This window comes from Sulfoacidibacillus thermotolerans (assembly GCF_003144315.1).
In the GTDB taxonomy this organism is placed as follows: domain Bacteria; phylum Bacillota; class Bacilli; order Alicyclobacillales; family SLC66; genus Sulfoacidibacillus; species Sulfoacidibacillus thermotolerans.
Genome location: NZ_MPDK01000004.1, coordinates 77385 through 90158 on the forward strand (window position 1 = coordinate 77385; position 12774 = coordinate 90158).

15 protein-coding genes are annotated in these 12774 nt (G+C 46.0%); 12 read left to right on the forward strand and 3 right to left on the reverse strand.

Annotation, left to right across the window (positions count from 1 at the left end):
- The first annotated feature begins 28 nt into the window (after window positions 1-28).
- From BM613_RS03840 to BM613_RS03880, 9 genes are all read left to right on the forward strand, one after another.
- Window positions 29-994: an ABC transporter permease gene (locus tag BM613_RS03840; protein WP_109429855.1), complete on the forward strand. Its 966-nt coding sequence runs from the start codon at window positions 29-31 to the stop codon at window positions 992-994.
- Window positions 995-1005: 11 nt separating this feature from the next.
- A complete protein-coding gene (gene opp4C, locus BM613_RS03845) occupies window positions 1006-1914 on the forward strand; it encodes an oligopeptide ABC transporter permease (protein ID WP_109429856.1) in 909 nt (302 codons plus the stop codon).
- A 245-nt stretch (window positions 1915-2159) separates the two neighbouring features.
- On the forward strand, window positions 2160-3485 hold the full coding sequence (locus tag BM613_RS03850; protein WP_219930624.1) for an NRAMP family divalent metal transporter: 1326 nt from the start codon (window positions 2160-2162) through the stop codon (window positions 3483-3485).
- 42 nt (window positions 3486-3527) lie between these two features.
- Window positions 3528-3773, forward strand: coding sequence for a hypothetical protein (locus tag BM613_RS03855; RefSeq protein WP_219930625.1), 246 nt, complete (start codon window positions 3528-3530; stop codon window positions 3771-3773).
- 154 nt (window positions 3774-3927) lie between these two features.
- A complete protein-coding gene (locus BM613_RS03860) occupies window positions 3928-4545 on the forward strand; it encodes a fatty acid metabolism transcriptional regulator FadR (RefSeq protein ID WP_109429858.1) in 618 nt (205 codons plus the stop codon).
- 46 nt (window positions 4546-4591) lie between these two features.
- Window positions 4592-5359, forward strand: coding sequence for an electron transfer flavoprotein subunit beta/FixA family protein (locus tag BM613_RS03865; protein WP_109429859.1), 768 nt, complete (start codon window positions 4592-4594; stop codon window positions 5357-5359).
- Between the two features lie 49 nt (window positions 5360-5408).
- The gene (locus BM613_RS03870; protein ID WP_109429860.1) at window positions 5409-6380 is read left to right on the forward strand and encodes an electron transfer flavoprotein subunit alpha/FixB family protein; all 972 of its coding nucleotides are present in this window, start codon (window positions 5409-5411) and stop codon (window positions 6378-6380) included.
- Between the two features lie 21 nt (window positions 6381-6401).
- On the forward strand, window positions 6402-6782 hold the full coding sequence (locus BM613_RS03875; RefSeq protein ID WP_109429861.1) for a hypothetical protein: 381 nt from the start codon (window positions 6402-6404) through the stop codon (window positions 6780-6782).
- A gap of 281 nt (window positions 6783-7063) precedes the next feature.
- A complete protein-coding gene (locus BM613_RS03880; RefSeq protein WP_109429862.1) occupies window positions 7064-7420 on the forward strand; it encodes a hypothetical protein in 357 nt (118 codons plus the stop codon).
- A gap of 67 nt (window positions 7421-7487) precedes the next feature.
- Here the strand turns inward: BM613_RS03880 and BM613_RS03885 are convergent, their stop codons facing one another.
- Together BM613_RS03885 and BM613_RS03890 are read right to left on the reverse strand one after the other, a co-directional pair.
- Window positions 7488-8750: a glycosyltransferase family 2 protein gene (locus BM613_RS03885; protein WP_109429863.1), complete on the reverse strand. Its 1263-nt coding sequence runs from the start codon at window positions 8748-8750 to the stop codon at window positions 7488-7490.
- Window positions 8751-8961: 211 nt separating this feature from the next.
- Window positions 8962-9219 carry a DUF2892 domain-containing protein gene (locus BM613_RS03890; RefSeq protein WP_109429864.1) on the reverse strand — a complete coding sequence of 86 codons (258 nt, stop codon included), beginning with the start codon at window positions 9217-9219 and terminating at the stop codon, window positions 8962-8964.
- A 115-nt stretch (window positions 9220-9334) separates the two neighbouring features.
- Here BM613_RS03890 and BM613_RS03895 point away from each other — a divergent pair, with 115 nt between their 5' ends.
- From BM613_RS03895 to BM613_RS03905, 3 genes are all read left to right on the forward strand, one after another.
- Window positions 9335-9874: a TlpA family protein disulfide reductase gene (locus BM613_RS03895; RefSeq protein ID WP_181362874.1), complete on the forward strand. Its 540-nt coding sequence runs from the start codon at window positions 9335-9337 to the stop codon at window positions 9872-9874.
- A gap of 78 nt (window positions 9875-9952) precedes the next feature.
- Window positions 9953-10672 carry a hypothetical protein gene (locus BM613_RS03900; protein ID WP_109429866.1) on the forward strand — a complete coding sequence of 240 codons (720 nt, stop codon included), beginning with the start codon at window positions 9953-9955 and terminating at the stop codon, window positions 10670-10672.
- A gap of 175 nt (window positions 10673-10847) precedes the next feature.
- Window positions 10848-11501 (forward strand): response regulator, encoded by a 654-nt coding sequence (locus BM613_RS03905; protein ID WP_109429867.1) that lies wholly within the window; start codon window positions 10848-10850, stop codon window positions 11499-11501.
- A gap of 102 nt (window positions 11502-11603) precedes the next feature.
- Here the strand turns inward: BM613_RS03905 and BM613_RS03910 are convergent, their stop codons facing one another.
- A complete protein-coding gene (locus BM613_RS03910; RefSeq protein WP_109429868.1) occupies window positions 11604-12704 on the reverse strand; it encodes a histidine kinase in 1101 nt (366 codons plus the stop codon).
- Window positions 12705-12774 lie beyond the last annotated feature (70 nt).

A 12774-nucleotide genomic window follows, 5' to 3' on the forward strand; every position in this document is an offset into this window, starting at 1 on the left:
GATTACGTAGAGTGGAAGGGGATTCACTTTGGCGACTTATATTATTCGCCGTTTACTTGGTTTAATTCCAACTTTGTTTGTCATCACTGTGATCGTGTTTATTTTGATGCATCTCATGCCAGGCAATGCATTTCTTGCTTTGACGCAAAACCCTCATATCAAAGATGCGGCAGAAGTAATCAAGCGTAAAGAAGCGGAAGCTGGTTTGAATCTTCCTTTGTGGCAACAGTATGTGAATTGGGTTGTCAATCTGTTACACGGGAATCTCGGGACCTCCTATCAATACGACGAGCCAGTGGCACGGCTGATTGGTTTCTCTCTGCCAAATACGCTGACGCTCGCCATCACTGCGGAGATCATCGTGCTGCTGGCGGGAATACCAATGGGCCTGCTACAAGCGAGTCGAGTGAATAAGGCGTTTGATGTCAGCACGTCGTTTTTCGCAGTCTTGCTTTACTCGATTCCAAGCTTTGTGTTTGCGTTGTTCCTCATTTATATATTCTCTTTTACGCTAAATTGGCTTCCCTCGTTTGGAACGGTAACCCCTGCAGTTCCTTGGTCTGGGGATCTAGGCGATCGCATTTCGCATCTGATCTTACCGGCACTGGCACTTGCGCTTCCATCGATTGCTTTTTACTCTCGTTTGACGCGTGGCAATACTTTGCAGGTGATCGTTCAGGATTTTGTTCGCACAGCCCGTTCCAAAGGATTGCGCGACAGTCGTGTGCTGTTTCGTCATGTCTTACGAAACGCCATTATTCCCATCATTACACAGTTTGGGTTTGACATCGGAGGGCTATTTAGTGGGGCTGTATTAATCGAAGAAATTTTTACCTGGCCGGGCATGGGGGAGTTGACCGTAAGCGCGAATTTAAATCGCGATTATCCGGTCATACTTGCGACGACCCTGATCTTTGCTGTAACCGTGTTGATCGGCAATCTGGTTGCAGATATTTTGCTTGCAATCGCGGATCCGCGTATTCGGTATAATTAGGGGTGGACAAGGTGGCAGTACAAGCATTGCACAATAAAGCAAAGACAGGCGAGACAAAGCGCAAGAGAGTGCAATCTCCCTGGCGGCTTTCACTTCAACGGTTTATGCGCAATCGGCTCGCAGTCGCAGGTTTTTTTACGTTGTTAGTGATTATCTTCGTGACAGTGGCAGCGCCGCTTTTTACGCCGTATAATCCGACTGCGATCAACATCATGAATACGAATTTGCCTCCTTCTGCCGCTCATCCGCTTGGCACCGATGGGTCTGGTTACGACAACCTCGCACGCTTATTGTACGGGGGGCGCGTCGATTTGACGGTAGCTGTTGCGGCAGCTCTGATGACGATGCTCATTGGCGTCATATATGGAGGGATTTCTGGTTTTTTTGGCGGATGGATCGACAATTTAATGATGCGTTTTGTCGATGTCATGTTAAACTTTCCATTTATCCCGTTTATTTTAGCGCTAGAGGCGATCTTTAATACTTCTGGTGAATTGATTTTGATCACCGTGGTTTCACTTACTGCGTGGCCGGGCCCAGCTCGTTTTATGCGGGGTATTTTCTTACAACTGCGGGAGCAGGATTATGTACTTGGTGCAGTCACGATTGGTGCAAGTAAGTGGCGGATCATTTTTCGGCATATGTTGCCCAATACAATTAGCAGTTTGGCTGTACTTGTGAGTATGTCTGTCGCGGGGTATGTCGGGCTTGATGCTGGTCTTACGTTTTTGGGGCTGGGATTGCCTTTAACAGTTCCCTCATGGGGGGGAATGCTCAGTCAAGCATCCAATTACATTGATATGCGCACTGAGCCGTATTCGTGGATTCCTCCTGCTCTTATGATCATACTTACAATTTTGTCGGTGAATTTTATTGGGGATGGGTTACGCGATGCATTTGATCCGCAAGCACGTACGTAAGTTTCTTGTCTACCTGCAGCAAATCATTGCTGTCGGATTGGGCTCCATGATGCATAAGAATTTTTACTTCTCGATACCAGGTCGCAGGATGGCCTGGTTTTTGTATTCTAGGTGTTGCAATTTTTGCGTATCCCGCATATAGTGAATGTATAAGTGGCGTTTGGGAAACTTTTTTTCTTGAACGACAATATGTGTGACTTGGCTAAACTACGCAATTTTTATTTATTTAGAAGGAGGCGTACATGATGTCGATTCAAGCTCCAGGTCGCGAAGAGGCGGCGCGCGCTCTCGATCGGATTCGGGTTGCCAGAGCGAGGATGGGTCGCTCATGGTTGCGCTTATTATGGTTGCTTGTAGGTCCTGGGATTCTAGTGATGCTCGGTGAGAATGATGGTCCTTCGATGCTTTCTTACTCTGCGACAGGATCCCAATATGGGATTGGGTTTTTTCTCCCTTTTGTGGTACTCACTTTTGCCCTAGCGTTTGTGGCTCAAGAGATCACAGTTAGACTTGGTGCTGTTTCTAAAGCTGGTCACGCAGAGTTGATCTATCGTCGATTTGGACGTTTTTGGGGCAATTTTGCTATGATTGACCTTTTGTTTACAAATGTACTGACACTGATCACAGAATTTGTTGCAATTGTTGCAGGAGCCTCTTATTTTGGCATTTCAAAATATATTGCAGTGAGTGCAGCGTTTCTTGTCGTGACGTTGGCGCTTAGTGCCCGACGCTACTGGTCGTGGGAACGCGTCACGTTGTTACTCGCACTTGGAAACCTCGTCTTTGTTCCGGTGGCACTTCTGTCTCATCCAAATTGGTCGGCTGTAGGGCATGCTTTTCTCACTTGGTCTCCTCTTCCCAATGGGGGATTAAATGAACAAACGATTATCATTTTGCTCTCGGATATTGGAGCGACGATCACACCATGGATGCTCTTTTTCCAGCAAGGTGCAGTGAGCGATAAAGGATTATCAACGCGTGATATTCGCATGGGACGCATCGATACAGCAATTGGCGCCTTGCTTGCAACAGTTGCAGCAACGGCTTGTATCCTGGCCACGGCGCCTCTATACACGCATCATATGAATGCGAGCCAATATGGAGCAGCACAGTTTGCGCAAGCACTCGTACCTTATGTGGGGCATGTAGGAGGAACTCTGTTTGCGCTTGGCATCCTTGAGGCTGGACTCGTTGCAATTGTTGCGATCTCGACTTCATCTGCCTATGCGTTTGGTGAAGTGACACAAAAAGCGCACAGCTTAAATCGGACGTTTCGCGAGGCAAAGGGATTTTATCTCGTTCTCTTGCTCGTTGCAGGGCTGAGCGGTAGCGTCGTCCTCATACCCGGATTTCCACTTGAATTTGTCGTTTTAATCGTCAATGTGCTTGCTGTTTTGACAATGCCACCTGCAATTGGATTTTTGTTGTTACTTGTAAATGATAAAGAAATTATGGGGGAGCATCGCAGTGGTTGGCTGCTAAACACGCTTGGCATTGGGGTTGGGGCGTTTGTGTCACTTGCGGGAATTCTGTATGCGTTGACCGTTATTTTTCCAACGCTGCATTTTTAAGTGGATAGAAAAAATTTGATTTCGTAGGGTGAGGTGTAACGTATGGCGACGCCAACAAGTGAACTTCTGTATCCGTTGCAACAAGGTCCGATACGACTTAAGGAATTGCATGAGAAACCAGAAGTCATCGAGGAGACATTGCGCGAACACAAAGAAGCACTGCAAAAAGTTGAGCAGTTGGGTCTGCGACCGCTTAGTCCACTCGTAAGAGTAACTATCTGGGGATTAAGGCTATACGTCTTATTTATGGTGGTTATCGTGATTGTAAACGTCATACAAAACCTATAAGTTTACGTCTTGTGCGCCCTTTTTTCGAGTCGTGGAGAATGGGGCGCTTTGCTGTCATTTTACTTGTGTGAAGCAATGGGGAGACTTGACGATGTAGTAAGAGTACGCTACTCTGTATACGAATGAATGAACAGCCATTCGATGTGGACAGGAGATGAGTGCCATCGCACAACGCAAAGATGCAGCCAAGTATCATGCGATATTAGAGGCTGCAATTAAAGTGATGGCAGTGTCAGGTTATCATGGGGCGCAGGTCGCACGTATTGCACGCGAGGCGGGTGTGGCTGACGGGACGGTATATCTGTACTTTAAAAATAAAGAAGACATTCTCGTCTCAGTCTTACGAGAGACGATCTCCCAGATTATCATGCTGTCTACTTGGCTAGAAGGTGATCATCCGGAACCATTGCTTGCATTACACAAACTCATTGAGGGGCATTTTACGACCCTTGGGAGGAATCCTGATCTTGCTTTAGTACTACAGGTTCACGTGCGTCAGTCAGACCCTGCGATTCGAGAGCAGGTAGCAGATATGATGCGACCCTATCATCGCATGCTCGAACGAATTTTAGTGCTCGGACAAGAGACAGGCGTTTTTCGACAGCCGTTTGATGTTCGCATTGCTCGCCGGATGATCTTTGGTACGATTGACGAGACTGTGAATGCGTGGATTTTTACTGGAGCAAAGTACGATCTCGCTGCACAGACAGACCCCGTATATGATATGCTTTTGCGTGGAATCGGAAAAGGGGATAAGCTGTCGGAGATTTAAGAAACGTTGAAGGCAAAAGAGAAACTAAGAGTAGAGGAGTGTCCCTATGAACATCATCGTATGCATTAAGCAGACGTTTGATACAGAGGCGAAAATTTCATTAGAAAATGGCGCGGTTAAAGAAGACGGCGTTCAGTTTATTTTAAATCCATATGATGAGTACGCAGTTGAAGAGGCACTAAAGATCAAAGAAGAACAGGGTGGTGAAGTGACGGTCGTCACAGTAGGCCCTGCGCGTGTAGAAGAGGCGATTCGCACGGCGCTGGCAATGGGAGCAGATGAGGCGATTCACATTGAAGATGAAGCGGCGTATGGCGATGAATACACAATCGCTGAGGTCTTAGCGGCTGCGATTCGACAAAAGTCTTACGACTTAATTTTAGCGGGGAATCAGGCTGTTGATGATGGTTCAGGTCAAGTGGCTGTGAGATTGGCACAGCTGCTCGACATTGCACATATTTCGACGATTACAAAACTTGAAATTCATGGCACACAAGTGGTTGCAGAGCGCGATGCAGAGGGGGATACAGAGATTGCTGAAGCATCTTTGCCCGTCTTGGTCACTGCACAACAAGGGTTAAATGAACCGCGCTATCCCTCGTTGATCGGGATCCGCAAAGCGAGTAAAAAGCCTTTGACAAAATTGACGTTAGCAGACCTTGGTTTATCTGCTGATGCAGTTGGGCGAAAAGTAACTCCGGTAGAAGTGTTTTTACCTGCTGCTAAAGGAGCTGGACGTATACTCGAAGGGGATACTGCGATGCGAGTACAAGAATTAGTGCGAGAATTGCGGCAAACGAGTAAAGTACTGTAATTTCAAGAGGAAGTGTTTATAGGTATTTATGTCCTAAGGAGTGATTGAATTGAAAAGGAATGTTTTAGTCATTGCTGATTTGCGTGGTAATCAATTGCGCAACGTTACATTCGAGACACTTGGCGCCGCTCATGCAATCGCGGATGGGGGAACCGTGGCTGCAGCTGTAATCGGTCACGAAATTTCAGCACTCGCTCAGACTCTTGGCGAGTATGGGGCTCAGCAAGTCTATGTCGTAGATCATCCAGAACTTGCACAGTATATTCCAGATGCTTATGTGGCGGCAGTTTCACAAGTGATGCAAGCGTTTGCAGCAAATGTTGTACTCTTTGCACATTCCGCGATGGGTCGCGACGTAGCGCCGCTATTAGCTGCCAAACATAAAGCAGGTCAAATATCTGATATTATTCATGTAGAACTCGCAGGAGACGATGTTCTCTTTACACGCCCGATCTATGCGGGGAAAGCATTTATGAAAGTAAAAGCAGCAGGCGATCTTGTATTTGCGACCGTGCGGCCAAATAACTTACCGATGCCAGAACATGTGGATGCAACAGCAACAGTGACTTCTATTACGTATGAAGTGCCCGAAAAGGTTCGCACGAGAGTGCGCGAAGTCGTCAAAAAAGCGTCTACCGGCGTTGACTTGTCTGAAGCGAAGATTATTGTCTCTGGCGGCCGCGGTGTAAAGAGCGCGGAAGGTTTCAAACCACTTACAGAATTGGCTGAAGTGCTTGGTGCAGCTGTTGGTGCATCACGCGGTGCTTGTGATGCCGGATATTGTGATTACTCCATGCAAATTGGCCAAACTGGAAAAGTGGTTACGCCTGATCTTTATATCGCGTGTGGGATTTCTGGGGCGATTCAACACTTGGCTGGGATGTCTAACTCCAAAGTGATTGTTGCGATCAATAAAGATCCAGAAGCGCCAATTTTCAAAGTGGCGGATTATGGAATTGTGGGCGATTTGTTTGAAATCGTTCCTGCGTTGACACAAGAAGTACGCAAAGTGCTCGCATAGGGAAAAGGAGTAGGCGATTGGATGACCATTTCAATTCCGTTGTCCTTTGCGAAATTTTTGCAAGCACATGTGTTCTCTACGACGATGTGGGAAAATGGGTATGATTCTGACGAGAGCAATCGAGTATGTGCGGCGATGACGGAGTGGGCGCAACGCGATTTGGGGATTTCGGGTGAGTTTGTAATCATATGGTCAGCAAATCAGGGAGCTGTGTTTTCTGGTGATTGTGAACTTGCATATCTCCACGCGAATCGAGCGTATCTTTTACCGAATCCCTATCTTGAAGGTAATGCGGAAGGCTTTATTCATGCATTGCAAAAGATAGTGGAGGGTCACTGGTCGGAACTCTATGATGTACCATTTTCCCATCGCGTTTTATACAATGTCGTATCGTGTGTTTGAAACATACACACGACAAAAATGGTAAAATATTGATAGGCCCGTGCATATTTCTTCTCTTCCCTGACATGCGCCCGCGCGCGGAGGGCGGTTGTTACATTACTTACAGTGTACAGCCGATCTAAAGGGTCACGGAAGGAGGAAATATCATGGGCATTTTTGGTGCTTATACGCGCTGGGCTGTTGTGTTTCTCATTATTTTTGTCTTATTCTTTTTGCTCGTGCCCTCCTATGTAACACAATGCACGACCGTTCCAGTGTATTAAGAGGGGGGAGTTCTAGCGATGAATGGGATGCGAATTCGGCAACAGTGTCTTGATTGTCAAGGGGCTTGGGTAAAATTTCGCACGCATTATGGGGTACACCAAGGGGTCATTCATCAAGTGCGCCATGATGCGGTATTGGTTCGAGTTCCTGCGCAATACGCGCCACGTCTAGCCTCATTACCCAAAACAGATGATGAGAAATTGGATGTTGCCTTAGCGCAATGGGGAGCAGGGTATCCACGTTATGGGGCAGTTGCTCCTGGATATGGACCCGCAGCACCCGGGTATGGATATAATTGGTGGTGGGCGGCTGGATTTTTATGGTGGTGGCTGGCGTTTGCAGCGATTTTTTGGCTTGCTTTCTTATTCTGGTAGTAAAAAGCAGATCAAGCTCCCAGGTAAACGTGAGGGGTTTGATCTGCGTTTTTGCTTAAATAATCGATTAAATACGTTTTGCCTCAGCGCTTTTTAATTCATGGTGTTGGATTGCGCGTGTGTGAATCGTATGGTTCCAAGTACTATTTTTGCGTGTAAAAAGTGCAGTGACAATCACGGGAATCCACGTGAGTGTAAAAATCGGGAATAATGGAATGGCGAGTAGTGCATTTGCGCTGACGCCGTCTAAAGCAAGTGCGACAATCATTTGTAGGATGACTAAAATATTTAAACTCCAAATGATCCATGGGGGGATTAAGGAGAATACAGTACCAACCCAGCCATTTATGCCGTTGTGTGCCTGAAAGAGCAGCATGAGCGCAGCCACGAAGATGATCAAAAAACTCGTAGGTTGAAATAAATAGAGGGCTGCGTCTAATTTTGCTAAATTGCGTTCGCGCACTCCCTGAATGAAGAGTGGAAGCGTATAGCGTTCACTGCAGCGAAAATGTCCACGCATCCAACGCAATCGTTGACGCATAGATGCCACAAGGGTTAATGGTTTTTCATCATATACACGAGCTTCATGAGCCCACTCAGGGATAATCCCCATGGTTACACATTTCGCCCCGAATTCAGTATCTTCTGCCAACGTTGTTGCATCCCAACCCAGTCGTTGCAGCAAATTTTGATCAATACATAGACCTGTTCCGCCTAAAGCGCAAGGTAATCCTAAATTTTTGCGGGCAAGTTGCCACATTCGATTCGTATACCAGTAAGATAGCGCCATAGAGACAGAAACCCATGAGTCAAAAGGATTCTTACTATCTAAATATCCTTGAATCACTTGTTTTCCTTGTAATAGTTTGTCATTCATGACCGTCAGAAAGTTACGGCTTACGAGGTTGTCTGCATCGAAAAAGACGATGGCGTCATACGTTCTTGTATGGTGCTTGAGTTGCTCAAGGACCCATGCGATCGCATAGCCTTTTCCTCGTTGCTGGGCAGTTTGCCGTTCATAGACGATTGCGCCAGCTTGTTGTGCGACATCTGCCGTATGATCATCACAATGATCTGCGATGACAAAAATATCATAAAGATTCCGCGGGTAATCTAAATCTTTGAGATTTGCAATGAGCGGAGAGAGAACCTTGGCCTCATTATGCGCAGGAATGACAATCGCAAAGCTTTTTTCTGGCGTGCGATATGATTTTTGTTTGCGCAATTTTAAGGAAAACAAAGAAATGACGAGCTGGTAAATGCCAATTCCGATTGCGGCAATCTGGATGACGATACAAAAAACGTCGACCAGCGTCAGCCAAACTGACATGTAGATATCCTCCATTCATACAAAAGCCATCCTTCGGTAGGAGTAAAGGGGTGCTGACTACCAGTTGGACAGGCTCTGTGTACAGTTTCTATGAGGAAAGACGCAGGAAGGACTTAAAAAGTTCAACTGTATCTTTCCCATACAGAAACTTTCCTACACTGAACACGCGCTTTGGGTGAAGGGGGATATCGCTTAGCGATGGGTAGGCAAATTATTTTTTATAAGTTACTCGTGTCATCTCTGCTTTGGAGACGCGTATACGCTCTTCTACTCCGAGTTTTTTTAAAACCAATTCGGTAGGGCAAAATCCTGTGGTATACGAGATAATGAGCATGGTAGCAGGAAGACCACCAATCAGTACCAGCCACTTATTCACAAATAAGGACAGCAGAATGCTGATCCAAAAAATAGATCCTGCGAGCAGACGGATGAGGGAACCTTTCCCTTCACAAACATAATTTTTACTCACGTGTACACCCCCGATAATGAGATGAATTCCATAGATTTTCTTAAGCTTACCTCAAGTAGAAATTGAATGCAAAGATCTGTATTGATCTGCGGTATACTGTGTAGGGGGGATCCATTTGAATTTGCAACGAAGACGACAGATTCTGTCGGGGATTCTTGCGATCGCAGGAATTGGTGCCTTGATTGCAAACCAGCAACCACAAACATTGGCGCAATTACCCGAATCCGGATATCAAGCACCAAGCTTTACGTTACAATCGATCAGTGGTAGGGAGATTAAATTGGCGCAATTTCGTGGGAGACCTGTCATGCTAAATTTTTTTGCGTCGTGGTGTCCACCTTGTCAAGCAGAGGCGCCAGATCTCGTGAAGATGTATGATCGCTACCAAGGAAAGATTATTTTTCTTGGCATAGATATGACGGAAACGGATTCACCAGCAGATGTGTCAGCTTTTATGAAGAAAGTTGGAATGACATATCCTGTACTCCTTGATGGCATGGGAAAGGTAGCACGTCAGTACGACGTGATCTCTATTCCGACAAGTTTTTTTATTAATGCACAAGGGAAAATTGTGCAACGTGTCGAAGGAGCGATGAATCAACAAACATTACAAACTGATCTTGCACAATTGTCTCGACCTGAGGTTCAAACATAAAGCGGTCATTCCTGCTTTGTATACTCAATACCGCATATCATATCGTCGCTAAGTTTCAGGAAATGGGGATAGACAAGCATGAACCAATTGCTTGGCGGATTGCATATCGGACCCTTTACAATTTATTATTCTTTTCTAGGGGGTGTACTTTTCGTCGTTTTTGCTGCGGTTGCCGCAAAGCTTTACGCAAAACGAGAAGGGTCCGCTTACGGAGACGTTTTTGTTGATACACTGCTCACCAGTGCTATGATTTGGGTGATCGTGTGGAAAGTTTCCGGCATGGCCTTTGTCTTTCAGGATATTTTAGAAAAACCTGTACAGGTGCTTTTTTCAGCTCCAGCTGCGGGGTCTGGGTTAATTGCTACGGGGATCGCCGGTTTATACTTGTTTGTGCGATTGTGGAGAGCCCATCCTGCACTTTGGCCGTGGGTAGACATATTGGTTGTTAGTATGACAGCAGGTCTTATTCCGTATTTTTTGTTGCACCTCGAACTTGGGAAACAAACAACTTGGCCATGGGGGATTTGGGCTGCTGGTGCGCGCTATCAACCTGTAAACTTTTATGAAGCTGGAATTTTGGCCATATGTCTGATTCTTGCTTTGAGCAGTCGGGTTGAAGAACGAGGCGTGCGGGGGGTTTACCTGCTAACATTGGTTGGAGTCGGAAGTTTGAGTGTGACGTATTTTACGTCGTCTACTACACTCGTGCTTTTGTTCTCGCCAGTGCAATGGAGTGCCCTGCTGCTCGCACTTTTAGGGATTTTCGGAATGAAGCGTTTCGAGCGGACGAAAGTGTAATGCTTGCGACTGTTTATTTGATGCGAAAACGGCATGTCAGCAATAGTCCAAAAGGACTACCGCACGTGGTTCAATTTACTCTTTTTAAGCGCTGGCGCTTGTGACACAATGACTTCATCGAGGTAGAATCTTCGCGAAAGTGACAAGTCTTGATGTGCAGGAGGAGAAAGGCGATATGGCGATCCGAGTAGCTGTGGTAGATGATCACCATCTATTTCGCAAAGGTGTGATAGGCATCCTGCAATCATCTTCAGATTTTGAGGTGGTTGGGGAAGCGGAAAATGGTCGCGAAGCCGTGTCGCTTGTTCAGTCTACCCATCCAGATGTGTTGATTATGGACTTGTCGATGCCACTGATGAATGGGCTAGAAGCAACGCGACGTATTCACGAATTGAATTTAGAAGTAAAAATTTTAATTCTTACAGTGAACGAAGAAGAAAGCTCACTCTTTGAAGCGATTAAACAGGGTGCTCAAGGCTATATGATCAAGACGGCAGATCCGGATGAACTTATCCATGCGGTTCATAGTGTTGCACAGGGCGAAGCTGTTGTCCCGGGAAATTTAGCGCTGCGGATCTTATCGGATTTTTCTAAGCCCAATCGTCCAAGTACTGTAGGAGATGCTGTCGAACCTTTGACAGCGCGGGAAATCGAAGTATTACGAGAATTGGGTACCGGGGCTTCCAATCGGGATATTGCAAAGCGTTTATTTATTAGCGAAAATACTGTGCGCAATCACGTGCGCAATATTCTCGATAAATTGCATATTTCAAACCGCGTAGAAGCAGCTACTTTTGCTGTGCGTGAGGGATTGACCAAGCAACCGTGAGAGTGCTTGGGTAAGGGAAACGCACAGGCATGCAAATAAGGGAGCCCATCTTTGCAGGTAAAGCGCGCGACAGAGGGCTCTTTCATTTAGCTACAAATTACATTACATCGAAGTTCGCAATGGTTCCCGATTTATCTGTGGCAGAACAAGTGGAACTTGTGATGGATCGGCGGAAATGACGATGCGCCACACAGCTCCTTTGCCTGGTTCTGATTCAACAGCTGCTTGCCCACCGATTAGCCGACAACGTTCCTTGATGGAGCGAAGTCCATAATGCCCTTTTCGGTTTTCAGCTTCCTCGACAATAAATCCGCGGCCATTGTCGCGAATGCGAATGGATAAGTGCTCTTTTACTCGTTCGATGTGTATCACAACGCGAGTAGCTTGTGCGTGTTTGCGAATATTCGTGAGAATTTCCTGCACGATACGTGCCAGTTGAACTTCAATGCGTTTTGGCCAGGGTGTATGATCTTCTGAAACGTACGTTTCAACAGTAATTCCTGTACGTGCATTCAATTTGGCAGCCACATCGCGAATAAAATCGATAAGATCTGTATCCAATTCAAAGTTTAGGTCGTAAAGTGAGTTGCGCAGTTCTTTAATACTGTCATCAAGTACTTCGGTGATTGCTTGCAATTGATCATTTAAATCTTTTGCTTCTGGTACGTCTTTTTGGGCTTTACGCAAAAGTTTTAGTTGCATCGTTGCATAGGCGAGGTTTTGCGCGACTGTATCGTGCAAATCACGTGCGATGCGCTCACGTTCCTCTAATGTAAAACGCAGTGTTTCATTCACAAGTCGCTCATTTTCCCAGCGTTTTTGAACAGAAATATCCCGTAATGACATTAAAATGCGCATGTCATCGTCACTCACAGGGATATAACTATAAGAAATACTTACGGATATGGTGTCGCCATTTTTTTTAGTTACCATCATCTGCCGATCGCCAAGTGAAGTGTGCAAATCGCGCACTACACAACCTAGACAATGCGTAGAACTCATGGAAACACCGGATTCAGTCTGACAGTGTACGACGTCTCCACAAAACGCCTCTCTCCACGCATCAATCTCGCCAAACCACTCGCGCGCAGTATGGTTCATATAAGTAATTTTTAAATCTTTATTTAGCACGATGTACGCATCGATGGCACGCTCGAACATCTGTTGGAAAAAATTACGTTCGGATTCGTAGAATTCTTTCACTCGCCTGTGCTCCCCCCTTTTTATTCAGGGTTTCCTCAGTATACACCTTGCTTTCTTTCAGAATAACAGA

Bases quoted from the DNA above. Each gene is read 5' to 3' on its own strand.
- BM613_RS03850 (WP_219930624.1), top strand. From the start codon at position 2,160: ATGTCGATTCAAGCTCCAGGTCGCGAAGAGGCGGCGCGCGCTCTCGAT.
- BM613_RS03855 (WP_219930625.1), top strand. From the start codon at position 3,528: ATGGCGACGCCAACAAGTGAACTTCTGTATCCGTTGCAACAAGGTCCG.
- BM613_RS03860 (WP_109429858.1), top strand. From the start codon at position 3,928: ATGAGTGCCATCGCACAACGCAAAGATGCAGCCAAGTATCATGCGATA.
- BM613_RS03865 (WP_109429859.1), top strand. From the start codon at position 4,592: ATGAACATCATCGTATGCATTAAGCAGACGTTTGATACAGAGGCGAAA.
- BM613_RS03875 (WP_109429861.1), top strand. From the start codon at position 6,402: ATGACCATTTCAATTCCGTTGTCCTTTGCGAAATTTTTGCAAGCACAT.
- BM613_RS03880 (WP_109429862.1), top strand. From the start codon at position 7,064: ATGAATGGGATGCGAATTCGGCAACAGTGTCTTGATTGTCAAGGGGCT.
- BM613_RS03885 (WP_109429863.1), bottom strand. From the start codon at position 8,750: ATGTCAGTTTGGCTGACGCTGGTCGACGTTTTTTGTATCGTCATCCAG.
- BM613_RS03900 (WP_109429866.1), top strand. From the start codon at position 9,953: ATGAACCAATTGCTTGGCGGATTGCATATCGGACCCTTTACAATTTAT.
- BM613_RS03905 (WP_109429867.1), top strand. From the start codon at position 10,848: ATGGCGATCCGAGTAGCTGTGGTAGATGATCACCATCTATTTCGCAAA.